The 25,280-nt window shown below is 73.8% G+C and carries 20 protein-coding genes; 10 read left to right on the top strand and 10 right to left on the bottom strand.

All coding sequences use genetic code 11. The features are described 5' to 3' along the window. Positions 1-61: 61 nt before the first annotated feature. From egtA to ABD330_RS20095, 6 genes are all read left to right on the top strand, one after another. A complete protein-coding gene (gene egtA, locus ABD330_RS20070) occupies positions 62-1,468 on the top strand; it encodes an ergothioneine biosynthesis glutamate--cysteine ligase EgtA (RefSeq protein WP_425555589.1) in 1,407 nt (468 codons plus the stop codon). Then, positions 1,465-2,802 carry an ergothioneine biosynthesis protein EgtB gene (gene egtB / locus ABD330_RS20075; RefSeq protein WP_344467026.1) on the top strand — a complete coding sequence of 446 codons (1,338 nt, stop codon included), beginning with the start codon at positions 1,465-1,467 and terminating at the stop codon, positions 2,800-2,802. Before egtA ends, egtB begins: the two co-directional genes overlap by 4 nt. Next, positions 2,802-3,542 (top strand): ergothioneine biosynthesis protein EgtC, encoded by a 741-nt coding sequence (gene egtC / locus ABD330_RS20080; protein ID WP_344467028.1) that lies wholly within the window; start codon positions 2,802-2,804, stop codon positions 3,540-3,542. Before egtB ends, egtC begins: the two co-directional genes overlap by 1 nt. A 14-nt stretch (positions 3,543-3,556) precedes the next feature. Then, on the top strand, positions 3,557-4,531 hold the full coding sequence (gene egtD, locus ABD330_RS20085; protein ID WP_344467030.1) for an L-histidine N(alpha)-methyltransferase: 975 nt from the start codon (positions 3,557-3,559) through the stop codon (positions 4,529-4,531). 354 nt (positions 4,532-4,885) lie between these two features. Then, positions 4,886-5,959 carry a nitric oxide synthase oxygenase gene (locus ABD330_RS20090; RefSeq protein ID WP_344467154.1) on the top strand — a complete coding sequence of 358 codons (1,074 nt, stop codon included), beginning with the start codon at positions 4,886-4,888 and terminating at the stop codon, positions 5,957-5,959. Between the two features lie 145 nt (positions 5,960-6,104). Next, the gene (locus ABD330_RS20095) at positions 6,105-7,286 is read left to right on the top strand and encodes an aminoglycoside phosphotransferase family protein (protein ID WP_344467032.1); all 1,182 of its coding nucleotides are present in this window, start codon (positions 6,105-6,107) and stop codon (positions 7,284-7,286) included. 33 nt (positions 7,287-7,319) lie between these two features. Here the strand turns inward: ABD330_RS20095 and ABD330_RS20100 are convergent, their stop codons facing one another. Then, positions 7,320-7,958, bottom strand: coding sequence for a TetR/AcrR family transcriptional regulator (locus tag ABD330_RS20100; protein ID WP_344467034.1), 639 nt, complete (start codon positions 7,956-7,958; stop codon positions 7,320-7,322). 202 nt (positions 7,959-8,160) lie between these two features. On the opposite strand from ABD330_RS20100, the gene ABD330_RS20105 reads away from it, so the two are divergent. The 4 genes from ABD330_RS20105 (at position 8,161) to ABD330_RS20120 (ending at position 13,056) form a co-directional block, all read left to right on the top strand. Beyond that, on the top strand, positions 8,161-9,324 hold the full coding sequence (locus ABD330_RS20105; protein WP_344467156.1) for an acyl-CoA dehydrogenase family protein: 1,164 nt from the start codon (positions 8,161-8,163) through the stop codon (positions 9,322-9,324). Positions 9,325-9,361: 37 nt separating this feature from the next. Further along, positions 9,362-10,549: a thiolase family protein gene (locus ABD330_RS20110; RefSeq protein ID WP_344467036.1), complete on the top strand. Its 1,188-nt coding sequence runs from the start codon at positions 9,362-9,364 to the stop codon at positions 10,547-10,549. A gap of 155 nt (positions 10,550-10,704) precedes the next feature. Continuing rightward, complete coding sequence (gene fabG / locus ABD330_RS20115) at positions 10,705-11,463, top strand: 3-oxoacyl-ACP reductase FabG (RefSeq protein WP_344467038.1); 759 nt, start codon at positions 10,705-10,707, stop codon at positions 11,461-11,463. 207 nt (positions 11,464-11,670) lie between these two features. Further along, a complete protein-coding gene (locus tag ABD330_RS20120) occupies positions 11,671-13,056 on the top strand; it encodes a S53 family peptidase (protein WP_344467040.1) in 1,386 nt (461 codons plus the stop codon). Positions 13,057-13,209: 153 nt separating this feature from the next. Here ABD330_RS20120 and ABD330_RS20125 read toward each other — a convergent pair whose 3' ends face one another. The 9 genes from ABD330_RS20125 to ABD330_RS20165 all read right to left on the bottom strand — a co-directional run bounded on the left by ABD330_RS20125 (position 13,210) and on the right by ABD330_RS20165 (position 25,256). Then, positions 13,210-15,255 (bottom strand): hypothetical protein, encoded by a 2,046-nt coding sequence (locus ABD330_RS20125; RefSeq protein WP_344467042.1) that lies wholly within the window; start codon positions 15,253-15,255, stop codon positions 13,210-13,212. A 217-nt stretch (positions 15,256-15,472) separates the two neighbouring features. Continuing rightward, positions 15,473-16,516 (bottom strand): S66 family peptidase, encoded by a 1,044-nt coding sequence (locus ABD330_RS20130; RefSeq protein WP_344467044.1) that lies wholly within the window; start codon positions 16,514-16,516, stop codon positions 15,473-15,475. Positions 16,517-16,657: 141 nt separating this feature from the next. Further along, the gene (locus tag ABD330_RS20135) at positions 16,658-17,473 is read right to left on the bottom strand and encodes a COG4705 family protein (protein ID WP_344467046.1); all 816 of its coding nucleotides are present in this window, start codon (positions 17,471-17,473) and stop codon (positions 16,658-16,660) included. Between the two features lie 190 nt (positions 17,474-17,663). Next, positions 17,664-18,752, bottom strand: a complete 1,089-nt coding sequence (locus ABD330_RS20140; protein ID WP_344467048.1) for an alpha/beta hydrolase — start codon at positions 18,750-18,752, stop codon at positions 17,664-17,666. A 29-nt stretch (positions 18,753-18,781) separates the two neighbouring features. Continuing rightward, positions 18,782-19,927, bottom strand: coding sequence for a serine hydrolase domain-containing protein (locus ABD330_RS20145; RefSeq protein ID WP_344467051.1), 1,146 nt, complete (start codon positions 19,925-19,927; stop codon positions 18,782-18,784). Between the two features lie 367 nt (positions 19,928-20,294). Beyond that, complete coding sequence (locus ABD330_RS20150) at positions 20,295-20,420, bottom strand: hypothetical protein (protein WP_344467053.1); 126 nt, start codon at positions 20,418-20,420, stop codon at positions 20,295-20,297. Between the two features lie 159 nt (positions 20,421-20,579). Continuing rightward, positions 20,580-20,900, bottom strand: coding sequence for a GntR family transcriptional regulator (locus ABD330_RS20155; protein ID WP_344467055.1), 321 nt, complete (start codon positions 20,898-20,900; stop codon positions 20,580-20,582). Between the two features lie 184 nt (positions 20,901-21,084). Then, on the bottom strand, positions 21,085-24,822 hold the full coding sequence (locus ABD330_RS20160; RefSeq protein ID WP_344467057.1) for a LysM peptidoglycan-binding domain-containing protein: 3,738 nt from the start codon (positions 24,820-24,822) through the stop codon (positions 21,085-21,087). Then, positions 24,822-25,256: a hypothetical protein gene (locus ABD330_RS20165; RefSeq protein WP_344467059.1), complete on the bottom strand. Its 435-nt coding sequence runs from the start codon at positions 25,254-25,256 to the stop codon at positions 24,822-24,824. Before ABD330_RS20165 ends, ABD330_RS20160 begins: the two co-directional genes overlap by 1 nt. Positions 25,257-25,280 lie beyond the last annotated feature (24 nt).

The raw sequence follows: 25,280 nt of genomic DNA on the forward strand, positions 1-25,280 counted from the left end.
CACATGTTTGGTTCGTAGCAGACTGAGCAGGAAAGACCGGGCCGCAATCGCGAACCGAGAGATGGTGAGTCCGGTGATACCCGTTCGCCCGAATCAGACACCCGCCCCGCAGTCGGCGCCCCGCTCGGCACCACCGAGCGTGACGCCGCTGACCGAATCGACCGCCGAGGACCATCTGCTCGGCATCTGTTTCAAGATCGGCCCGCCCCGGCTGATCGGCGTGGAGGCCGAGTGGTTCGTCCACGACACCCGATGTCCCGAGGCGGTGGTCGAACCGCACCGCGTCACCGACGCACTGGCACTGCTGCCCGAGGCCGCGAAGGCCGCCCCGGCCGCAGGCGCCACCCCGCCGGACGGCGAGCACGCCGACCCCCCGCTCCTCCCGGCGGGCGCCCGGCTCACCCGCGAACCCGGCGGGCAGGTAGAGCTCAGCTCCCCGCCCGCCGAAGACCCGGCCGACTGCGCCGAGGCCCTCCTGCTCGACCAGGCCGGACTGCGCGCCGCCCTCGCCACCCAGGGCCTGCGCCTCACCGGCACCGGTACCGACCCGCTCCCCCGAGAGCGCCGGATGCAGCTGGACCACCCGCGCTACCTGGCCATGGAGAAGTTCTTCGACCGGGCCGGGCCGTGGGGCCGGATCATGATGACCGGTACCGCCTCCGTGCAGGTCAACGTGGACGCAGGTGCCGACACCGGCCCGCACGCGCTGGCCGACCGCTGGCGGCTGACCCACCTGCTCGGGCCGGTGCTGGTCGCCGCGTTCGCCAACTCCCCGCTGCTGGACGGCCGGCCGACCGGCTACCGCTCCACCCGCCAGCTGATCTGGTCCCGGATGGACCCGAGCCGCACCCTCGCCCCGGCCGCCACGACCGACCCGCGCGAGAGCTGGGCCCGCTACGTGCTGGACGCCGAGGTGCTCTGCGTGCGCCGCCCGGACGGCCGCCCGTGGACGGCCCCGGCCGGGCTGACCTTCCGGGACTGGCTGCGCGGCGCGGGCGAACGCCGGCCCTCGCTCGCCGACCTGGACTACCACCGCACCACGCTCTTCCCCCCGGTGCGCCCGCGCGGACACCTGGAGCTGCGCATGATCGACGCGCAGCCCGGCGACGGCTGGCTGGCCCCGCTGGCCCTGGTCAGCGCCCTGCTGGACGACCAGGCGGCCGCCGACACCGCACTGGCGGCGCTGGAGCCGCTCGGCACCCCGGACGGGCTCCGCCCGCCGCGCGCCGAGCTGTGGCACCGGGCCGCCACCCTCGCCCTCACCGACCCGCAGCTGCGCCGGGCCGCCCTCGCCTGCTTCGGCGCCGCCGACCAGGCCCTCGCCCGCCGCCCCGGCTCGCACCGGCTGCGCACCGCACTCACCGAGTTCGCCGAGCGCTACCCCGCCCGGGGCCGCTGCCCCGCCGACGACCAGCTGGACGCGCTGCGGGCCGGAGCCGACCCCGTCTCCCCGGAGGCCGCACGATGACCGACACCACCGACCGGCTGTCCGGCACGCAGTCCGCCGAGGCCCTGCGGGACCGGATCGCCGCCGAACTGCTCGCCGCCCGCGACCGCACCGCCGGCCTCACCGACTGCGTCGAGGACGAGGACCTGACGGCCCAGCACTCCCCGCTGATGTCACCACTGGTCTGGGACCTCGCCCACATCGGCAACCAGGAGGAACTCTGGCTGCTGCGCAACGTCGGCGGGCGCGACCCGATGCACCCCGAGATCGACCCGCTGTACGACGCCTTCGAGCACCCGCGCTCCGAGCGGCCGAGCCTGCCGCTGCTCCCGCCCGGCCAGGCCCGCGCCTACGCGCACGAGGTGCGCGGCCGGGTGCTCGACCTGCTCGCCGCCAGCCCGCTCGAAGGGACGCCGCTGCTGCGGGACGGCTTCGCGTTCGGGCTGATCGCCCAGCACGAGCAGCAGCACGACGAGACGATGCTGATCACCCACCAACTCCGGCGGAGCGGCGCCGCGTTGTTCGCCCCGGCGCCCCCCGCCGGGCCGTCCGCCGAGCTGCCCGCCGAGGTCCTCGTCCCGGCCGGGCCGTTCACCATGGGCACCGACACCGAGCCGTGGGCCCTGGACAACGAGCGCCCCGCACACCAGGTGGACGTGCCCGCCTTCCGGCTCGACACCACACCGGTGAGCAACGCCGCCTACCAGCGGTTCATCGCCGACGGCGGCTACCGGGACAGCCGCTGGTGGACTCCCGAGGGCTGGGAGTACCGCTGCCGGGCCGAGTTGACCGCGCCGCTGTTCTGGAGCCGGGACGGCGGCCAGTGGCTGCGCCGCCGCTTCGGGACGGTGGAACCGGTACCGGGCGACGAACCGGTGCTGCACGTCAGCTGGTACGAGGCGGACGCGTACGCCCGCTGGGCCGGGCGGCGGCTGCCCACCGAGGCCGAGTGGGAGAAGGCCGCCCGGCACGACCCCGGCTCCGGCCGCTCCCGCCGCTACCCCTGGGGCGACGCCGAGCCGGGCCCCGAGCACGCCAACCTGGCCCAGCGCCACCTCCAGCCGTCCCCCGTCGGCAGCTACCCGGCGGGCGAGTCACCGTACGGGGCACGGCAGTTGATGGGCGACGTGTGGGAGTGGACGGCGAGCGACTTCCACCCCTACCCGGGCTTCCGGGCCTGGCCGTACCGCGAGTACTCGGAGGTCTTCTTCGGGCCGGAGTACAAAGTCCTGCGCGGTGGCTGCTTCGCCGTCGCCCCCGTCGCCTGCCGGGGCACCTTCCGCAACTGGGACTACCCGGTCCGGCGGCAGATCTTCGCTGGATTCCGCACCGCGCGCACCGTGGACGGGGACTGATGTGCCGTCACCTCGCCTATCTGGGCGCACCGGTGCCGATCCGGCAGCTGGTGCTGGACCCGCCGCTCGGCCTCTACCGGCAGTCCTGGGCGCCGCGCGCGCAGCGGCACGGGACGGTGAACGCCGACGGGTTCGGGGTCGGCTGGTACGCGGACGGCGACCCGGTGCCGGCCCGCTACCGGCGGGCCGGGCCGATCTGGGCGGACGGCGGATTCGCCGACCTCGCCCGGGTGGTGCGGACCCGGGCCCTGCTGGCCGCCGTCCGCTCCGCCACCGAGGGGTGCGCGGCGGGCGAGGCCGCGGCGGCGCCGTTCGGTGCGGACCGGTGGCTGTTCAGCCACAACGGCGCGCTGCCCGGCTGGCCGGGCCGGCTCGGCGCACTGGCCGCCGGGCTGCCCGCCGAGGAACTGCTCGGACTGGAGGCCCGCAGCGACTCGGCCCTGGTCTGGGCCCTGGTGCTGCACCGGCTGCGGGCCGGTGCGGCGCCCGGCGAGGCGCTGGCCGACACCGTCCTGACGGTCGCCGAGCACAGTGACGCCCGGCTCAACCTGCTGCTGACCGACGGGACTTCGATCGCCGCCACCAGCTGGGGCGACACCCTCTGCCACCGGACCACCGAAGGGTCCGTGCTGGTCGCCTCCGAGCCCGGCGACGAGGAGCCCGGCTGGATCCGGCTGCCCGACCGGAGTCTGCTGCTGGCCACCGCCGAGGGCACAACCGTCAAACCCCTGATCCCTTGAGAGGACAACCCCCCGTGAGCACCTACGATCTCACCCGCCTGCTGCCCGCCGACCACTTCGGGCAGGCGCTCCGGCACGACGTGCAGCAGGGGCTGACCGCGTATCCCAAATGGCTGCCGCCGAAGTGGTTCTACGACGCCCGGGGCAGCGAGCTGTTCGAGGAGATCACCCGGCTGCCCGAGTACTACCCGACCCGCGCCGAGCGGGAGATCCTCACCGCCCGGTCCCGCGAGATCGCGGCGATCACCCGGGCCCGGACCCTGGTCGAACTGGGCTCCGGCTCCTCGGAGAAGACCCGGCTGCTGCTGGACGCGCTGAGCGAACTGGGGACGCTGGCGGAGTACGTCCCGGTGGACGTCAGCGAAAGTGCGCTGGAGTCGGCGGCCGAATCGCTGACCGCGCAGTACCCGAAGCTCGCCGTCCGGGCCGTGGTCTCGGACTTCACCCACGGCCTCGGGCTCTCCGACGGCGCGGGCGGCCCCCGGCTGGTGGCCTTCCTCGGCGGCACGCTCGGCAACCTGCTGCCGGACGAGCGGGCCGGGTTCCTCGCCTCGCTGCGGGCCGGGCTGGAGCCGGGCGACGCCGTCCTGCTCGGCACCGACCTGGTGAAGGAGGCCGGGGTGCTGGTCGCCGCGTACGACGACGCGGCCGGGGTCACGGCCGCCTTCAACAAGAACGTGCTGACCGTGCTGAACCGCGAGCTCGGGGCGGACTTCGACCCGGACCAGTTCGACCACGTCGCGCTCTGGGACGCGAAGCGGGAATGGATCGAGATGCGGCTCCGCTCCCGCCGGGCCCAGACCGTCAAGATCCGCGAACTCGGCCTCCCGGTGCACTTCGACGAGGGCGAGGAGCTCCGCACGGAGATCTCCGCGAAGTTCAGCCACACCCGGATCGCCGACGAACTGGCTGCGGCCGGAATGCGGTTGGCGGAGTGGTGGACGGACGAGGCGGGCCGGTTCGGCCTCTCCCTCGCCGTCCCGGTCTGACCGGACCAGCGCCGGATCAGCAGGCCGGACCAGCCGGCCGGACCAGTCGGCCGAACCCGGGCCGGGCCTCCCATCGGAGGCCCGGCCCGGGCGCTTCCGCGCGCACCCTAGCGCCGATCGGACGGGACCGGGGGCGAATCGCTCACTCTGCGCGCGCGGGCGGGCACCTCCGGTACTCATGACGGCGGGAGGGATGTGTCCTTGATCTTCAATCGGCTTCGCACCAGCACCCGCAGGACGACCATCGCCGGGGCCTGCCCGTACGCGCACCAGCCTGCGCCCGAACCACCCGCGCCCGGCCGCCCCGAACCGCCCGCGCCCACACCCACACCGGCCGCACCCGAACAGGGGTCGGTGGCGGAACAAGCCGTGGCGTTCGTCCGGCAGTTCCACCAGGAGCGGACCGGCGCGGGCGATCCGGCGCCGAGGGTGCGCCAGGTGCTGGCCGAGATCGAGCAGACCGGCACGTACCGGCACACGGTGGCCGAACTCGCCTTCGGGGCAAGGGTGGCGTGGCGCAACTCGGCGCGGTGCATCGGGCGGCTGTACTGGCGGAGCCTGGTGGTGCGCGACCTGCGGCACGTCGACTCGGCCGACGCGATCGCCGAGGAGTGCTTCGAGCACCTGCGGACGGCCACCAACGGAGGCCGGATCCGGCCGGTGATCTCGGTCTTCGCCCCCGACCGGCCGGGCCGTCCCGCGCCCCGGATCCTCAACCAGCAGCTGATCCGGTACGCGGGCCACCCCCGGCCGGGGGGCGGCTGGACGGGCGACCCGGCGGGAGCAGAACTGACGGCCAGAGCAAGAGAGTTGGGATGGAAGGGTGGCGAGGACCCGTTCGAGGTGCTCCCGCTGCTCGTCCGGGAGCGGCCGGGCGCCGAGCCGCGCTGGTACCAGCTCCCGGAGGACGCCACCCTGGAGGTGCCGCTGCTCCACCCCGAGCACGACTGGTTCGCCGGCCTCGGACTGCGCTGGTACGCGGTGCCCGCGATCAGCGACATGACCCTGGAGATCGGCGGCGTCCATTACCCCGCCGCGCCGTTCAACGGCTGGTACATGGGCACCGAGATCGGCGCCCGCAACCTGGCCGACGCCGACCGCTACAACCTGCTGGGCGAGGTCGCGGACCGGCTCGGCCTGGACACCTCCTCCGAGCGGACGCTCTGGCGGGACCGCGCGCTGGTCGAGCTCAACGTGGCCGTCCTGCACTCCTTCCAGGAGGCGGGGGTCACGATGGCCGACCACCACACCGAGTCCGAGCGCTTCCTCCGGCACATCGCCCAGGAGGAGCGCCTGGGCCGCCCGACACCCGCCGACTGGAGTTGGATCGTCCCGCCGGTCTCGGGCGGCCTGACCCCGGTGTACCACCGCTACTACGACCCGGTGGACCTGCAGGTGCGGCCGGCCTTCGTCGCACGGGAGCCGTGACCGCCCGGGAGGCCTGAGCGCGCGGGCGGGGCCGTCCGGCCCGCGCGGCCAGGTGAGTCCGGCAACCCGTAATTCGCTTGCGCACCGAACGGGCCGACCCGAGACTGCGCAGGTGGATCAGACGGCGGGGCGTACGGTGTCGGCAGTGGTGACGTGGGAGGACGAACGGCTCGGGGTGGTGGGGCCGTTCCCGGTGCGGAGCTCGCGTTGGCACGATGTGGGGCCGGTGGCGGCGGAGTTGGAGACGCTGGTCGGCGTACCCGTGCTGGTGCTGCGGCTGGTCTCGGTCGAGGGCGGAGCGGACGGCCAGGGCGGTCATGTCACCTACCACGCGGCGGCGCTGCGCCGGCCGGCCGTCCGACTCGCGGACTCCGCGGCGGTGCTGGCCGAGGACGCGCTGCGCGCCGACTGGGCCACGGCGGCCGGGCTGCGGTCCGCGCTGGGGTGGGCGGAGGCCGCGCTGCGGTCGGCCGGGCGGCCCGTGACCGGGCCGGTCGAGCAGGTGAAGACCTGGAACCTGTCGGGGCTGTACCGGGTGCCGACGGCCGACGGGCCCGCGTGGTTGAAGACGACACCGCCGTTCGGGGCCTGCGAGGCCGAGGTGATCGGGCTGTTCGGGTCGGCGGACGCGACGTTGGTGCCGGCCGTGCTGGCCGCCGACTCCGCCGCCCGGCGGGTGCTGCTGGACCACGTCCCCGGGGAGGACTGCTGGGGCGTGCCCGAGGACTCGATGCTGACGGCGGTCGAACGGCTGGTCGGCGCACAGGCGGCCCTCGCGGCGCAGGGCGCCGGACGGGCCGCCGGGACGACACTGCCCGACCGCACTCCGAAGGTACTGGCCGGGCGGCTGCGCGAGCTGCTGGCGGGCGAGGCGGTGCGGGGGCTGTCGGCGGCCGAGCTGGCGCAGGTGGAGCGACTGGCGGATCAACTGCCCGCCATAGTCGATGAGTTGGCGGGGTGCGGGCTGCCGGAGACTGTGCTGCACGGTGACTTCCACCCGGGCAACTGGCGCTCCGACGGGCACGGCACCGTGATCGTGGACTTCTCGGACAGCTGCCTGGGCCACCCGGCCTTCGACGGGCTGCGGCCGCGCGCGTTCCTGTCCGAGCAGCGCTGGGCCCGGGTGCGGGAGATCTGGACGGCCGCCTGGGCCGAGCGGCTGCCCGGGTCCGACCCCGGGCGGGCGCTGGAGCTGGCGGAGCCGCTGATGCACGTGGGCTACGCCGTGCGGTACCAGGAGTTCCTGGACAACATCGAGCTGAGCGAGCGGATCTACCACGAGGGCGACCCGGCGGCCGAGCTGCGCGAGGCGATCCGGTCGGCCTGATCCGCTCAGTCCGATCCGGTCGGTCCGATCCGCTCAGTCCGATCCGGCCGTGCGCCGGTAGCGCAGGTCGAGACCGTCCAGCAGGGCCTCCAGGCCGGTCTCGAAGGCACCCTCGTCGATGCTGCGCCGGTGCTCGGCGAGGAGGTGGGCCTCGGTGAGGTGCGGGTACCGGGCGGCGTAGACCTCGGCATCCTCGGGGAAACCGGCCGCGAAGGAGCCGAGCGCCGAGCCGGTGATGAAGTAGCGCATCAGCGCGCCGATCCGGGTGGCCTGGCCGCGCGGCCACCCGGCCTCGACCAGGCAGCCGAACACGGCGTCGGCCAGGCGCAGCGCGTTCGGACGCCGCCCGGGGCCCTGCGCCAGCACCGGCACGATGTTGGGGTGTGCGGCGAGGGCGGCCCGGTAGGAGCGGGCCCAGTCGCGCAGGGCGGTGCGCCAGTCGGCGACGGCGTCGAACATCGACAGGTCGACCTCGCCCATCACGCTGTCGACCACCGCGTCGAGCAGTTCGTCCTTGGTGGCGAAGTGGTTGTACAGCGAGGGTCCGCTGACCGAGAGTCCGGCGGCGAGGCGGCGGGTGGAGAGCGCGTCCAGCCCTTCCGCGTCGACCAGGGCCAGCGCGGCGCCGACGATGCGGTCGCGGCTGAGCAGCGGGGTGCGCGGGCGCGCCATCGTCGGCTCCCTCTCCCTCGAAGTCGGTGCCACTGGTCATGGCCGTAGCGACGACCGGACTCGTACGGATGTTCGTCGGTCATTCTCGCAGTCGCCGTCGGGGCACTCTTCCCAGACCCCGGCCCGGCGGGCTACAGTCCGGGTAAAACTTGCAGCGCTAGTTTAACGAGACCCACCTTACCGAGACGGGGTGTCCGACGCCATGGATCTGGAGCTCTCCGAGGAGCAGACCGCCGTACGGGCGTTGGCCGCCGCCTTCACCGACCGCGAGATCGTGCCGTACGCCGCCGAGTGGGACCGCGCCGAGTCGGTGGACCGGTCGGTCATCGGCAGACTCGGCAAGGTCGGCTTCCTCGGCCTGACCATCCCCGAGGAGTACGGCGGCAGCGGCGGTGACCACCTGGCGTACTGCCTGGTGCTGGAGGAGCTCGGCCGGGGTGACTCCTCGGTGCGCGGCATCGTCTCGGTCTCGCTCGGTCTGGTCGCCAAGTCGGTCAACGCGTACGGCACCGAGGAGCAGAAGCGGCACTGGCTGCCCCGGCTCACCTCCGGCGAGGCGCTCGCCTGCTTCGCGCTCACCGAGCCCGGCACCGGCTCGGACGCCGCCAACCTCAGCACCCGCGCTGTCCGCGACGGCGAGGACTGGCTGATCAGCGGCAGCAAGATGTTCATCACCAACGGGACCTGGGCCGACGTGGCGCTGGTCTTCGCCCGGACGGGCGGCGACGACCCCGACAAGCGCGGCCACAAGGGCGTCAGCGCCTTCCTCGTCCCCACCGACGCACCCGGCTTCGGGCGGCGCGAGATCCACGGCAAGCTCGGGCTGCGCGGCCAGGCGACGGCGGAGCTGGTGTTCGACGGCGTCCGGGTGCCGGACAGCGCCCGGCTCGGCCCCGAGGGCAAGGGCTTCACGGTGGCGATGGCCGCGCTCGCCAAGGGCCGGATGTCGGTCGCGGCCGGCTGCGTCGGCATCGCCCGCGGCTGCCTGGAGGCGGCGGTCGGCTACGCCACCGAGCGCGAGCAGTTCGGGAAGCCGATCGCCTCGTACCAGCTGGTGCAGGAGCTCATCTCGGACATCGCGGTGGACGTCGAAGCGGCCCGGCTGCTCACCTGGCGGGTGGCCGACCTGATCGAGCGCGGGCTGCCGTTCGCCACCGAGTCCTCCGTCGCCAAGCTGTTCGCCAGCGAGGCCGCCGTCCGGGCCGCCAACAACGCGCTCCAGGTCTTCGGCGGGTACGGCTACATCGACGAGTACCCCGTCGGCAAGTACCTGCGCGACGCGCGGGTGATGACCCTGTACGAGGGCACCAGCCAGATCCAGAAGCTGCTGATCGGGCGATCCCTGACCGGCGTCAACGCGTTCTGACCAACAGTCAGCAACAGATGTAAAGGAGACTGACAAAGTGCGTCCTGTCTACTTCGCCGCCGCCCGCCGCACCCCGATCGGACGGCTGCGCGGCGCGCTGTCCACCGTCCGGCCCGACGACCTCTCGGCCGCCGTGCTGCGCGGCCTGCTGGAGCGGGTGCCGCAGCTCGACCCGGCCCGGATCGACGAGGTGTACTGGGGTGCGGCCAACCAGGCGGGCGAGGACAACCGCAACATCGCCCGGATGGCCGTACTGCTCGCCGGGCTGCCCGTCACCGTCCCCGGCGTCACCGTCAACCGGCTCTGCGCGTCCGGCATGGACGCCGTCACCAGCGCCGCCCGGGCGATCGGCTCGGGCGAGGCGGAAATCGTGATCGCGGGTGGCTGCGAGTCGATGAGCCGCGCGCCGTTCGTGCTCGCCCGCCCCGACGAGGCCATGCCGCACAAGATGGAGACGCACGACACCCGGCTCGGCTGGCGGCTGGTCAACCCGCTGATGAAGGACCTGCACGGCCTGCTCAGCATGGGCGAGACCGCCGAGGAGGTGGCCGGCCGGTACGGGATCGGCCGCGAGCGGCAGGACGAGTTCGCGCTGCGCAGCCACCAGCGGGCGGCGGCGGCCCGCAAGGACGGGCACTTCGACGCGGAGCTGCTGCCGGTGGTCCGGCCGGACGGGGTGACCGTCGACCAGGACGAGTCGATCCGCGAGGACACCACGCTGGCGCGGCTCGCCCAGCTGAAGCCGGTCTTCCGGGCCGGCGGCACCGTCACCGCCGGCAACTCCTCGCCGATGAACGACGGCGCGGCCGGGCTGCTGCTGGTGAGCGAGGACGCCCTGCGGGAGCTGGAGTTGGAGCCGCTCGGCCGGTACGTCGGCGGCGCCTCGGCGGGTGTGCACCCGGATGTCATGGGCGTCGGCCCGGTGCCCGCCACCCGCAGGCTGCTGGACCGGCTCGGCCTGCGGATCGAGGACGTCCAGGAGGCCGAGCTGAACGAGGCGTTCGCCGCCCAGACGCTGGCCAGCCTGGACGAACTGGGCCTGGACCAGGAGTTGGTGAACCCGTCCGGCGGAGCCCTCGCGCTGGGCCACCCGCTCGGCAGCTCCGGCGCCCGGATCCTCACCACCCTGCTGCACCGGATGCGCCGCACCGGCGCCCGGCGCGGCCTGGCCACCATGTGCGTGGGCGTGGGCCAGGGCACCGCCGTCATCGTCGAGAGCGCGTGACCGCGCCGACGCGGCGGGCACCCCGGGCACGGCGGCCGTAGCAGGTCCGGCAAGTCCAACAGGCTTATCAGGCACAGCAGTCACAGCAGTCACAGCAGGACGTTGCGGCGGATCCGGCGCGTTCGACATCCAGAGACTTCAGGGAGAAGCAGGCAATGACTCGTTTCGCAGGCAAGGTCGCCGTCGTCACCGGCGCCGCGCAGGGCATCGGCGCCGCGACCGCGCGCCGCCTCGCGGAGGAGGGCGCGGCGGTCGCCGTGGTCGACCTCACCGCCGAGCGGGCGCAGGCCACCGTGGACGCGATCACCGCCAAGGGCGGGACGGCGCGGGCGTACGGCTGCGACGTGGCCGACTACGACGCGGTGGCGGCGGTGTTCGCCACCGTGGTGGAGGAGTTGGGCGCACTCCACATCCTGGTCAACAACGCCGGGATCACCCGGGACAACCTGTTCTTCAAGATGGCGAAGGCGGACTGGGACACCGTCCTGACCGTCAACCTGACCAGCGCCTACAACTGCAGCCATGTGGCGCAGGGTTACATGGTCAAGCAGAAGTACGGCAAGATCGTCTCGCTCAGCTCGCGCTCGGCGCTCGGCAACCGGGGCCAGGCCAACTACGCCGCCGCCAAGGCCGGCATCCAGGGTCTGACCGCCACCCTGGCGATCGAACTCGGTCCGTTCAACATCAACGTCAACGCCGTCGCACCGGGCTACATCGCCACCCCGATGACCGCCACCACGGCCGAACGGGTGGGCGCCACACCGGAGGAGCACCAGAGCCAGGTCGCCGACCGCACCCCGCTGCGCCGGGTCGGGCAGCCCGAGGAGGTCGCCGCCGTGGTGACCTTCCTGGTGAGCGAGGACGCGTCGTACGTCAGCGGCCAGACGCTGTACGTGAACGGCGGCGCACGCTGACCCTACAGCCAGAATGAATCTGGCGTACCGTCAGATGGCCGCCCCAGCAGAGAGTTTACTCAACCCTGGGGTGGCCATTACCTTTTCCAGTAGTCGATACGGGCCATGCCGGGGTACTCCGATATGACTATGGAATGATCGTGCTGCTGCCGATGGGATTGCGGGGCCGATCGTCACGATCGGTTCAGCCCTTTCCGAAGGAGTTCCATGGGTCGCACCCCCGTCACCGCGGGCCCCCGACGCTCCACGACCACCCGCGCGCTGGCGCTGCTCGCCGTCGGGGCCACCGCCCTGACCGGCGCGAGCGTCACCGTCCAGACCACGGCTCTGGCGGGTCACCAGATCGGTGTCCCCACCGTTCACGTGCGTCCGGCGTCCAGCGGGCACATCAGCGCCACCTCGCGCCAGGCGCCGATATCGACCTCAGACTGTGTTGCCCAGATCGGCATCCACTGCTACTCGCCGCTGCAGTACCGCACCGCCTACAACCTCTCCCCGCTCTACCAGCAGGGTGTCACGGGCAAGGGCCGGACGATCGTCATCGTCGACTCCTTCGGCTCGCCGACCATCCAGCACGACCTTGAGACCTTCGACAAGCAGTGGGGCATCAAGGACACCAACGTCGAGGTCAAGCAGTGGGGCAACGTCCCGCCCTTCGACCCGACCAACCCGGACCACACCGGCTGGGCCGGCGAGACCACGCTGGACGTCGAGTACGCCCACGCCATCGCCCCGGACGCGCACATCGTCCTGGTCGAGACCGGCGTCGCCGAGACCGAGGGCGTCACCGGCCTGCCCGAGATGATGGACGCCGAGAAGGCGATGATCAAGTCCGGCAAGGGCGACGTCATCTCGCAGAGCTTCGGCGCCACCGAGAACACCTTCCCCGGCTTCGACAAGGGCGACTTCAAGTCCCTGACGGACCTGCGGTACGCCTTCAAGGACGCGGCCGCGCACAACGTGACCGTGCTCGCCGCCTCCGGCGACAACGGCGCGACGGACTCGGACAACAGCAGCAACCTGTACCCGTACAAGGTCAACTCCTGGCCGTCCTCGGACCCGCTGGTCACCTCGGTCGGCGGCACCCAGCTGACCCTGGACAACAACGGCAACCGCACCGCGCCCGACGCGGTGTGGCACGACGCCTACGGCGCCGGCGGCGGTGGCGTCTCCGGCGTCTTCGACCGTCCGTGGTACCAGTGGGGCGTTGCCAACGTCACCGGCAACCACCGCGGCACCCCCGACATCAGCATGAGCGCGGCGGTCGACGGCGCGGCCTGGACGTACGAGTCGTACGACCCGAAGGCCGTCGGCTGGCACCTCACCGGTGGCACCAGCGAGGCCACGCCGATCTTCTCCGGCGTCGTCGCGCTCGCCGACCAGCTGGCCGGCTACCGTCTCGGCCAGCTCAACTGGCGGATGTACGGCCTCAGCGCGCTGCCCTCGCAGTGGAGCGGCATCACCGACGTCACCGCCGGTGACAACGGCTGGAACGGTGTCACGGGCTACCAGGCCGCCAAGGGCTACGACCTCTCGTCGGGCCTCGGCACCATCGACGGCGCGCGCTTCGTGCACGCGATCGCCGGCCGGTAGTCGGTAGTCGTCCACTGAAGTCGAGTCGACCGGGTGCCCGGTCCCGCCTCCGCAGGGAGGTGGGGCCGGGCACCTGTCCGTCTGCCGGCCGGGCACGAGCCGATCCGCCGCCCCGACTCCGGCCGGCCGGGCCCACTCCTACCGCGCCGGCTCCTACCGGGCCGACTCCGACTGGGCCGCCACCAGCTGCTTGAGGTAACGCTCCGAGGCGCGGAGCTTGCGGCCGTCCGGACCGGGCAGGTGGGCGCGGAGTTCGATGATCTCCGGCGCCAGCCGGATCGCCTCGGCCCGGTCGGGGACGGCCCGCCAGCACGCCTCGGCGTTGGTCGCGGCCCGCTGGGTCTCCGGGTGCTCCGGCCCCTCGGAGCGGAGCAGCGTCAGGGCGACCTCGCGGTAGAGCAGGGCGGCGAGCGCCGGCAGACCCGCGAGCCGCGAGACGTGGGCGCGGACCTGCCGCACCTGGAGCACCTCCGGCGCGAGCGGACCGTGCGCGGCCACGGCCGACTGCTCCAGCTCCAGTACGAGTTCGATGGCCGTGTCGTGTTCGCCCGCGTCGGCGCAGCGGACGATCCGGCCGATCGCCTCGCGGTAGTCGACCGGCTCGGACACCGGCTGCGCGGGAGCGGCCGCTTCGGCGGCGGGGAGCCGCTTGGCGAGGCTGACGCCCTGCTCCGCCTCGGGCCGGGGCTCCGGCACGGACCGCGCGGCCTGCTGGGCGGCGGCCTTGCCGAAGCTGACCCGGGCACCGGCGGGCGGCGGGGTGGTGGTGGCTTGGGTGGCGGCGGCCTTGGCAAAGCTGACCCGGGCGCCGACGGGCTCGGCGGCGGGCTGGGCAGGAGCGAGCTGGGCAGAGGTGTCCTGGGCGGTAACGGACTTGGTGAAACTCACCGTCGGGGTCGCGACCCGCTCGGTCCCCGCCGCCGGGGCGGGCACGGCGGCGCCACCCGTCGCACCGGTCCGCTTCAGCAGCGACACCGGCCGCGGCGGGCGCGGCGGGGTCGGCGGCACGCCGGGCTTGAGCAGCGTGACCGGGTCACCCGGCCGCCGGGCCGGAGCGCCGGCACCGGAACCGACACCGACGCCACCACCGGGACCAGCGTCCTTCGAGAGCAGCACCCGCTTCGCCACCGGGCGCTGACGCGCCGTCCGGTTGGCCGGCTTGGGCATGACCGCCGACGGCCGCGGGCCGTCCCACGGCTTGGGCTCCGGGTTGTCCTCGGCCAGCACCCGGGCGGTGTTGCGGAACACCGGCCGGTCGGCCGGGTACGAGGAGAACAGGATCACGTCGGGCCGCAGCACCGAGTGCACCTGCCCGCGCAGCTGCTCCGGCGACAGGACGGGCCCCTCCCCCGGGCGCCCGCCGTGCAGGGCCTCGATCAGGGCGCGGGTGAAGGTGCCGACCCGGTCCGGGTCGGGGCTGACCACCGCCCAGAGCGGGAGGCCGTCCTTCAGCGGCGAGATCGAACTCTGCAGCTGCGGCCAGGCGGCCTGGTCGGCGCTCAGGTCGGCCACCACCAGGGTGCCCCACTCGGCCGGCCGGTGCCGCAGTTCCTCGGCGACGGCCTGCCAGGGCAGCGCGTCCTGCCGCAGTGAGCCACCCTTGGTGTCGCGCAGCGTCAGGTAGAGGTACTCGGCCCGCCGGTCGGTGACCAGATGGCCGCCGAGGTGGATCAGGAGCGGTCCGGGGTGCCGCGCGGCCGCCCGCAGGTGGGCGAGCACGCTCTGCGGGTCGGTGGCGCCGGGCAGGTGGACGGCGTCCACGGCGTCGGCGGCGAGCAGGATCTGCGGCGAGACCGCCGCCAGCATCGCGGACAGCACCGGCGCGTGCCCCGCCCCCGCCCGTCCCCACGGCCGACGGCCGGGGCCGCCGTATCCGCCCTCGACCACCAGGATCCGGCCGCGCGGTCCCCCGGCCATCCCCGCCGGGGCCTGCGCCGCGGCCTGTGCCGCGGTCTGCGCGGCGCCCGGCGCGGCAGGGACGGTCGCAGCCGTGACGACCGGCCGCACGGGCGGCCGGGGCGGGGTGGCCGGCTGGGCCGGCGGCTGGGCGGGCGGGCGCGGCGGGCTGACCGGGGAGGACGGCACAGGTACGGGCACGGGTACAGGGGGCGCGACCGGCGGCTCGAAGCCGTCCGCGATGCGCGGCAGGACGGCGGTGCGCTCCACCGCCGGCAACGTCTCCTGGTACGGCGGCAGCACGGTCGTCTCCTCCGCCCCCGCTGAGTACCACTCAGCGCCCCCGGAGGTCGATGTCACGTCAGCCACCGCCGGTCACCGCCCCGCCCCGCCGCCTGCGCGACGTACACCTGTCCGCTGTGGTGTCGGACACCACGCTCGATTTCGCCACCTTACGGGGTCTTCCCTCGGCTGTTCCAGGCCGGGGCCGGGCTCCGCCCGGCGGCCCGGACCGGCGGGATCAGTAGACGACGGCGATCCGCCGTGCCGGGCCGTCGACCCGGACCAGGCCGCCGTACGGGATCACCACCTGCGGGTCGGTGTGGCCGAGGTCGACGTCGAAGACCGCCATGGTGTCCGGCGCGTACTCGGCCAGTGCCCGCAGTACGGCCGCCCGCTGGCCGGCGCGGTAGCGCTCGCGGCCGGCGGCGTCGTTCGGCTTGTCGAAGGACCAGGCCCGGGCCCGTCCCATCAGGAGGGCCGGGAACTGGCGCAGCAGCCCGCGCTCGCCCATGCTGCGCAGGACGCGGTACACCTCCTCCGCGCCGGGCAGCATCTCCGAGGTCTCCAGGAAGAGCACCCCGCCCGCGTACTCGTCCGCCGGGCGGATCTCCCGGTCGGCCATCAGCAGCTGGGCCAGCACCTCCACGCAGCCGCCCCAGGCGGCGCCCTCGACCACCCGGTCGGCGTTGTGCCAGGACCAGCCGCCGGCGGGCTCCATCACGGGTGCGGACTCGAAGGTTTCCGGGTCCTCCCAGCGGCGTTCCACGTCGTTGGTCTCCGGGGAGGGCGTCAGCTCGAACTCGCCGGAGGTGAAGAGCGCCGCGCGGGCGGAGGCCTCGGTCAGCGGGTGCATCGCGCCGGGCCGGCCGAACTGGGTCATCACACTGGCGCCGTGGTACCCGACGATGCCGAGGTTGCTCAGGTACATCAGCAGGTTGGTGTTGTCGCTGAAGCCGAAGAACGGCTTGGGGTTGGCCCGGATCAGCTCCGCGTCCAGGTGCGGGAGCACGGTGATCTGGTCATCGCCGCCGATGCTGGTGACGATCGCCTTGATCTGTGGGTCGGCGAAGGCCGCGTGCAGGTCGGCGGCCCGCTCCCCGGCGGTCGCGCCCAGCCGGCGGGTGGTCGGGTACTCCACCGGTACCAGGCCGTACTCCTCCACCAGCCTGCGCAGCCCGAGCTCGAACGGCAGCGGCAGCACCTCGGGCAGACCGGACGCGGGCGAGAGGACGGCGACGCGGTCGCCGGGGCGTGGCTTGGCCGGGTAGGCGGGCTCTGTCATACCGGGAATCCTACGATCACGGGCCGGCCGGCAAGGACTTTCCGCCCGTGCGGACGGCCCGGCCCGGGGCACCCGCCCCGGGCCGTTCTGTCCGCCTCGGCCCGACCGCTCCTCCAGGGCCGCCGGCCCCGGCCCGGCCGCCTAGCGTGCGGAGTGCTGCGGAGCGGTCGCGACGTCCTTGCGGCTGACCGCCAGGTAGCCGACCAGGACGAGGATCACCACGGCGAGCCCCAGGCTGACCGGCCCGGTGCCGAGCGCCAGGCCGCCCCGGGCGTGCGGGACCCCGGCCCAGTCCGCGAAGGAGGCGCCGAGCGGGCGGGTGACGATGTACGCGAACCAGAAGGCGGTGATCGCGTTCAGCCGGAGCAGCCAGAAGCCCAGCGCGGGCACGGCGAACAGGACGGCGAACATCACGCCCGAGGAGAAGTACCCCAGGTGCAGGGGCACCGCCGTCAGGTCCCCGGCGGCGGTGCCGAGCGCGAAGGTCGTCATGACGGTGGCCCAGTAGAACAGCTCGCGGCGGCGGGTGTGGATGCTGTGGATCGAGAGGGTCCGCTCGGTCGCGTACCAGAGCCCGAGAACGGCGGCCAGCACGATCACGAAGAACGTGGTCGACGCGGCATAGGGGACGCCCAGCCCGACGTGCAGGACGTCGGCGGCCATCGTGCCGAACACGCTGACCATGACGATGGCCGTCCAGTAGATCCAGGCCACGTACCGGCGGACGGAGAACTGCAGCGCGAGCGCGGCCGCCAGCGCGACGCCCGCCAGGCAGACCGCGACCGGCGGGCTGAGCAGCTGGTTCGCCAGGTAGTCCGAAGTCGTCTCACCCATGCCGGTGGTCAGCACCTTGATGATCCAGAAGAGCGCGGTCACCTCCGGCACCTTGCTCAGCGCGTGCCTGGCGGGGGCGGTCGGTCTGTTCTGCTGGAGTTGGCCCGTCGAACCTGTCGTCATGGCCGACAGGATCGCATACCACGCTGAACCCGCCTTCAGGTTGGCTGTGTGCCCGGCCGGCTCCCGGAACCCCGGAAGCGGACCCGCCCGGCCGGGCGGGTCCACGGACGCGTACGAGTACGCGTACAGGTGCGCGTACGGCGGTGCCGCCGGCCCCCCACGGGTCGGCGGCACCGCGTGGTGGTCCCGGTCAGCCCGCGGCGGCGAAGGCGGACTTCAGGTGCGGGATGTAGTCGGCGATGGCCGGCGCCCAGCAGCCGTAGTCGTGGCCGCCGTCGCAGCTGGGCGAGAGGCTCGCGCCGTTGGTGTAGTCGACGTACCGGCTCGGGATGCCGAGCTGGTCGAGGCGGCTCTTCACGGTGTTCGAGGCGCCCTCGGTGAAGAAGTCGATCGGGCCGACGTTGCCGGTGTAGAGCGAGACGTCGGTGTTCGCGAGCTTGGCCAGGTTCGCCAGGCCGGCGGGGTTGACCTCGTTCCAGATGTGGTCGGCGTTGAAGACGGGGTACGGCGAGCCGAAGATCGCGTCGCTGTCCACCACCGGCCCGTAGCCGGTGCACTGGCCGGTGCCCGCCGGGCTGGAGGTGCTGACGGCGCACCAGGCGCCCGTCACGTTCAGCTCGGTGCCGAGCACCGCGCCCCGGATCACTCCCATGCCGAAGTCGATGCCCCCTGAGAGCGCGACGGTGTGTCCGAACAGGTCGGGCCGGTTCTCGGCGTAGCGCAGCGCGCCGTAGCCACCCATCGAGAGGCCGATCAGGGCCCGGTGGCCGCGGTCCGGGATGGTCCGGAGGTTGGCGTCGATGAAGGGCACCACCTGGTCGAGGTGGAAGGTCCGCCAGTTCGCCGCGCCGACCACGGTGTTCTGCATGGCCCAGTTGGCGTACCAGCCCTTGAGGCCGGCGTCCGGCGTCACGGTGATCATCCCGTCGTTGTGCAGGGCGGGAACGGCCCCGGCGTCGTCCGGACCGCCGCCGGCGCCGTGCAGGAAGTACGCCACCGGCCAGCGCTTGCCCGGGTCGGCCGCGTAGCCGGCGGGCAGGAAGATCCGGATCTTGTGGGTGCCGGAGAGCTGCGGGGTGGTCACCGTGATGGTGAAGTCGGTGGCCGAGTGCACCTCGGGCGAGCCGACCTGGGTCAGCCCGAAGCCGTCGCTCAGCGCGGGCGGGGCGGGGGTGGTGTCCGCGTGCGCGGGGGCGGTGCCGAGCAGGGCGGAGACGGTCAGCGCGGCGGCGACCAGGGCCGTCCTCAGGTGGCGCCGGGTGGGCAGGAGGGAGCTCATCGTACGGTCCTTTCAGGGGGTGGGGCGGGTCAGAGCGCGCAGAAGGCGTTGGCCTGGGCGGTGCCGGTGTCGACCTGGCCCCTGGTGGCGGGTGAGTCGATCATGTGGAATTCGGTGTTCGCCAGGACGGCCTGCTTGCTGCCGTCATCGCTGCTGTACCAGGTGCTGTAGTAGCCGAGCACAGCACCGGTGTGGGTCCAGGCCCACTGGCCGCAGGCCATCTGTACATGGGCGATGCCGAGGCCGTACCCGGCGACGGCGGAACCGCCCATCGGCACCGTGGTCTTGAGTTCGGCCTCCTGGGCGGGCGGCAGCAGCTTGCCGGTCAGCAGGGCCCGGTCGAAGGTGGCCAGGTCGTCCGCGGTGGAGACCATCGCACCGGCGGCACCGTAGATCTGCACGTCCGAGACGGTCTCGTCGAGCATCAGGAAGGGGAACCCGACCGGGTACTGGTACCCGTGCAGGTAGTTGCCGTGCAGGGTCGGGTCGCTGGTCGGGAAACTGGTGCCGGTGAGGCCGAGCGGTGTGATGATCCGGCTCTGGATCTCGGCGGCCGCGTCGTTGCCGGTGACGGCCTGGATGACCATGCCCGCCAGCACGTAGTTGGTGTTGGCGTAGCTCCACCGCTGGCCCGGCGCGCCGACGGGGGCCTGCTTGAGCGCGAGGTCCACCAGGGCCTGCGGGGCCCAGCGCTGGTTGGGCTGGGTGTTGAGCGCGTACTGGAGGCCGAAGGCCCCGTTGGCGTAGTCCGGCAGGCCGGAGGTGTGGTTGAGCAGCTCGCGGACGGTGATCCTGGAGCCGTCGTAGCCGTTGGCGTTGACCGCGCCGGGCAGCCACTTGGCCACCGTGTCGTCGAGGGAGAGCCGGCCCTCGGCCTCCAGCTGGAGCAGCACGGTCGAGGTGAAGGCCTTGGTGTTGCTGCCGATCCGGAACTGCGCCTTCGGGTCGGCGGGGGTACGGGTGCCGACGTCCTTCACCCCGGCGCTGACGTACTGCGTGGTGTCGCCGTTGCGGACCAGGCCGACCACGGCGGGGTACCCGTCGGCGACGCCCTTGGCGGCCCCGGCCTGCAGCAGGCCCTGGGCGGCCGGTACGTCGGCCTGGGCCGGGGCGGCGCCGAGCAGCGCGGCCAGGGTCAGGGTCGCGGCGACGACGGTGGTGCGGAGGGGCTTCATCAAGGTCTCCTCGGACGGATCTCGGTCACGGACATGACACCGGGGATGTCGTTGAGCGGCGGTACCGATCCTGGCCGGGGGGCCGGCCGGCGGACAGGCCAACCGACCGGCCATCGGTGACCGGGCCCGTCGCGGCCGGTCAGAGCCGGTTGCGGCTGGCCGGCGGACCCGCCCGCGCCGGGGGTGGCCGGTCGGCGGGCGTGGCGGCAGGCGCCGCGGCACTGCACCTGACACGGCCCGCGTGACCCGGGACACAGGGCTCCGCCTCGACACGGCAGGAGCTCTCGACACGGCAGGAGCTGAAAGACCGCGCGGCACGGGCCGGTCCGGCCCGTGCCGCGCGGTGCGTGACCGGCCGACCTGCCGGCTACGGGTGGAAATAGCCGAACAGGTCGGCGACGACCTGGGTGTCACCGCTGGAGTTGTGGACGTCGAAGGCGCCGTCGGCGCCGAGCGGCGTGGTGACGTGGTTGGGCACGGTCCGGCCCGGCACGAAGTTGAGGTTACTGGTGTGTAGGGTCCACGATTCCGTGAGCAATCTCGGTGTTGTGACCTGCGGGTATCTGCGCGGTGAGCACTCGCCGACGGTCGCCGTGTCGAGCGATCATGAGCGATCCGGGAACAGGCCCTCGGGCAGCACCAATCCGTCGGCCTACGGGTGGTCGTGCGGGGGATGCCGGTCCGGCTGGGCAACAGCGGCGAAACGGTCAAAGTCGCCGCCGTACATCCAGTGCGTATCGAGACCAGGCGTGTACAACCTCCCGGCCGTGCCTGGCTTCACGTTCCCCTCTGCCCGCAGCAGTTGGAGGGCCTTTCGGATGACCGCCCCCTTGGCTTCGAAGCGGACCGAAAGCTCACGCACCGTCGGGAGCGCCTCGCCGGCGGCGATCCGGCCGTCGAGGATCTCACCACGCAGTGTCTCCGCGATCCGGCGGGCTGCCGAGGGCTCTTTGGCAGCGGCACGCTTGGCCATTCGTCAACTCCCGTCCGAAGACCTGTGGGTGACCGCCGCCAGCCTGACACGAACCCACCGCATCGGATGAATCCATTCGAACGGTTCGGACCCCTGCTCATGATCACCCGGATGTGCTCGGACAGTGATCATGATCGGCCTGCAGTGCTCACGGATTCGCGGATCGTACATGGTGCCAGGGCGGTCAGCCCCCCGTCAGCAGGTCGCGGAGCAGGGCCACCGTGTCCGGGTCGAGGGCGCGGCCGGTGCGGCGGCTGAGCGCGTCCAGGCGGTTGACCGCGCGGACGAGTTGGTCGCGGGCGCCGGCCGAGGCGTAGGCGTAGAACAGGTCGCGGTGCAGGAGTTCGACGTCCGGGGCGACGGCGAGGCCGCGGAAGATGGCGGCCTCGGCGCTGCGGTGGTCGCCGTACTGGAGCCTGCGGGCGGCGAGTTCGTGCGCGGTGTCGACGATCGCGGCGAGCATGTCCTGGCGTTCGGGCTCGGCCCAGCCGTACGCCTGGGCCGGGGCCTCGGCGAAGGGCGCGCCGCGGACCAGCGCGAGGGCGTGCGCGAGGGCGGCGTCGGCGGTGCTGCTGGTGCTGCGCATGCCGCGCCGGTACAGGCTGCGGAACTCGTCCCAGTCGCAGGTGACGGTCGGGGCGAACGCGTAGCCGTCCGGGGCGTCGGCGGACTCGCCGGTCAGGAAGGCCCGGCCGTCGGCGGAACTGCCGAACCAGGAGACGAGTTCGGCGATCCGGCCCGGCAGCGGGGTCGGCGGGCGGTCCTCCGCCAGGTGCGGGTCGAGGTGGGCCGCGCCCGGGTGCAGCGCGCGGTCGAGGGCGTCGTGGTCGACGCCCGGACGCAGGGCGAGCAGCACGGCGAGTTCGGTGAGCCGGGGTACGGCCTCCGGGTTCGCCGCCCCTGAGGCGCCCAGGATGTCCACCGGGCCGAGCAGCCGGATGCGGGGCGCCGTCCGGGCCGAGTGGGCCTCCGGGGAGCGGAGGATGGCGAGCAGGTCGTCGCTGTCCGTCCGGACCGAGGCGGCGGTGACCGGGGCCGGCGGGGCGGTCGGCAGGCTCTCCGTCGGCCGGGTCTGCGCGGCCGGGGCTCCCGGCCCGTCGGGGGCGGGCGCCGGGTCGTGGGTCGGGTTGGGCTCGACCGGCGGCGCGGCGGGCGCCGGGGCGGGCGCCGCGGCGGGCGGGACGGGAGGCAGCGGCCGGACGAGCGAGACGGCCGGTACCGCGGGCGGCCCGGCCAGGGGCGCGGGTGCCTGGGGAGCCGCCGGGGCCTGCGCGGTCTCGGGCGGCTCCGGGTTCTTGGCCGCGTGCAGCCCGCGGCTGTTGGCGTTCAGCCGGACCGACCGCTGCTCGGGCGTGGCCACCGGGCTGATGCCCGCGAACGGGCTGGCGCCCGTACCGATCACCCGGGCGGTGACCGGCTGGACCGCCGGGTCCTCGCGGCGCGCGCCCACCGAGACCAGGACCGGTTCGGGCAGCGGCAGTTCGTCCGTGTCGGCGTCGGCGCCCGGCCCGTCCAGGGTCCAGTCCGGCGCCGGGTGCTGGGTGCTGTCGCCGGAGCTGCGCAGCAGTTCGCCCCACTGGTCGTACTGCTCCTGGTTCAGGCGTTGCAGCTCCACGCCGAGGTGCAGGCCGGGGATGGTGGCGAGGCCGGTGCTGGGCAGCGTCCAGCGCGCCACCGGGCCGCTGCCGCGCTCGGGGGCGCGGGCGACCACGGCCAGGCAGGTGCGCGGGGTCCCGTCCAGCAGGCGGCCGAGCTCGGCGGGGAGGTTGCCGCTGGGCGGCTGGACGGAGAGCACGATCTCGGGGACCCAGGATTCGTCCGCGTGGCCTCGGCTGCGCGCCTCGCGGGGGCTGGTCGCCTCCGCCGCGACGAGTGTGGCGCGGGCGCGGGCGGTGCGCGGGCCGAGGGCGGTCAGCGCCTCCTGGAGGGTGTCGTACCGGTGCACGCGCTCGGCGGCCGGGCCGCTGATCGCCGGGTCGTCCGGGATCCCGACCAGGTGCAGGTGCAGCCGGTCGGCGAGCGGGCTGTGCGCCAGCTCGACCGCCAGCGTGCGCAGGACGTCGCGGGCGTCGTCCGGATGGCCGGAGAGGTGCATCAGCCGGACGGTCTCCAGGTCGGCGAGCACCACCGAACCGTCGGGCGCGCAGCCGAGGGTGACCAGGGCCGGGTACGGCGCCGAGCTCTTGGCCGCCTGCGAGGCGGAGAGCAGCTCGGAGGAGTCCTCCGGGCACCACCAGACGTTCGGGGCGTGCGCGGCCCGGAACGGCGCAACGGGCGCGGCCGGGGCGGAGAGGTGCAGTTCGACCGTCCGGCCCGGAGTGACCCGGACCGCGACCAGCGCGGGCAGGCGCTTGCCGGAGCGCACGGTGTTGCGCGCCAGCGTACGCAGCGCGCGGTCCAGCAGGTCCATTCCGGCCGCACTCTGACGGACCTTCAGCTCTGCCTCGAAGGCGGCCGCGGGCTGCGCCGGCAGCGCGATCCGGTGCCGGGGGCGGCGAGCCCGCTGCTGGTCGCCACGGCGGCGCGACACCGCGCCGATCATGACGGCGGCCAGCAGGACGCCGACCGTGGAGGCGGCGAGCGCGACGGTGTAGTCACCGCTCGGCGCGGTGGCGGCGGCGGGGGCGGTGGCCTTCGCGGGGGTGGTGGGCTTGGCGGGCGCGGTGGGCTTGGCGGGCACGCTGGGCTTCGCGGGCGGGGCGGAGTCCGCCGGCTCGGAGGACGGAGCCCGGCCGATCGGCGCGCTGCCCGCCGAGGGCACCGGAGCGGGGGTCACCACCGGCGCGGGCGACGGGGGCGCCACCACGGGCGGAGCCGTCACCGGGGGCGCCACCACGGGCGGTGCGACCACGGGCGGAGCAGGCGCGGGCGCGGTGCCGGGGACGGTGAGCACCATCCCCGGGACCAGCACGTCCGGGTCGGTCAGCTGCTCGCCGTCCGGCCCCCGGACGCCCTTGTTGGCCTCGAACAGCTGCGGCCAGTCCTGCGAACTGCCCATCTCCCGTTCGGCGATGGCCGAGAGGGTGTCGCCGGACCGCACGGTGGCCTGCCGCCCGGCCGCGCCCGGCGCCGGGGTGGCGGCGGGCGGCTGGGGTGCGGCGGTGACCGGGCCCGCCTCGGCGTCGGGCTTGGCGTCCGAGGGCATCAGCAGCTTCCAGCCGGGCTGGATGGAGCGGTCCGCGTCGAAGCGGTCGCCCGAATCGTCCATCTGGCGGCCGTTGTTGAGCTTGGCGATCTCCGTCCACCGGTCACCGGAACCGAGTTGGCGCTCGGCGATGGACCAGAGGCTGTCGGCCGGGCGGGTGTCCCGGACGGTGTAGGTCGGCTGCGCGGCGGCGGCGGGCGCCAAGGCGGGCGCGGCCTGGGCGGCCGGGAGCGCCGCGTACTGCGGGCTCGCGGCCAGCTGGGCCGGAGCCGACACGGCGGGCGCCCGCTCGGGCACGGCGGCGAACGCCGATCCGGCCACCGGCAGCAGCGCGATGACCGAGCCGACCAGCCCGGCGGCCAGCCGCTGGCTCCAGCCGAAGGCGGGGAGCCGCCGGGCCGTACGGCCGCGCAACTGGGCCGGGATCTCCAGCAGTACGGCCGTCGCGAAGCAGAGCCACGCCACCCAGCCGACCGCGACCAGCGCCCAGAGGAACAGCCGCCCGTCGTCCGGGCTGGTGAGCAGCTCCAGGAACCCGCCGCTGCTCGCACCGCCCATCCGGAGCACGGCGGTGGTCCCGTACAGCAGCAGCGCGGGCAGCCCGGCCAGCAGCGCGCCCAGCAGCAGCAGCGCGCCGAACGCGGCGGCCAGCGAGCCGGCCGTGCGCCGGCCGCGGTGCGCCTTCAGCGGCACCGGCCTGCGCCCGGGCGGGGCGGGTGGGACGGGCGCGCCCTTGCGGGCGGCGTGGGCGTGGTCTTTTGCTCGTGGCGCGGCCATCAGCCGTTCTCCGCTTTCGTGACTCCGTGCACCAGGGTGGCCGTCCCGTGCCCGGACGCGGGGAGGTCCCACCCGAGCAGGACGGTGTGGTACCTCTTGCTGATGGTGACTTCGACGGTGTGGTCGTCCTTGAAGGTCACCTGGCAGGGGAGGCCGTACTTCTGCTCCGTGTAGGCGTTGGCCGCGTCCTGCGCGATGTTCTGGCTCTGGTCGACCCGGTAGTCGCCCTGGAGCAGCGCCGTCTCGTCGAGCTGCTGCCCGGCGACCCTGGCCCCCTCCTGGGCGATGGAGTCGTTGTACTCCATGTCCCGCAGCCGGCCGCAGTTGTCCAGCACGATGACGGCGAACCCCATCAGGCCGGCGATCGAGATCGCCACGAAGACCGAGACCGCCCCCACGTCCGGTGCTCCGCGCCCGGTTCCTCGGCGTAGCATCACTTCCCCTCCCCCTGCCGGTCG

The sequence above is a fragment of the Kitasatospora kazusensis genome (assembly GCF_039529945.1).
GTDB lineage: Bacteria > Actinomycetota > Actinomycetes > Streptomycetales > Streptomycetaceae > Kitasatospora > Kitasatospora kazusensis.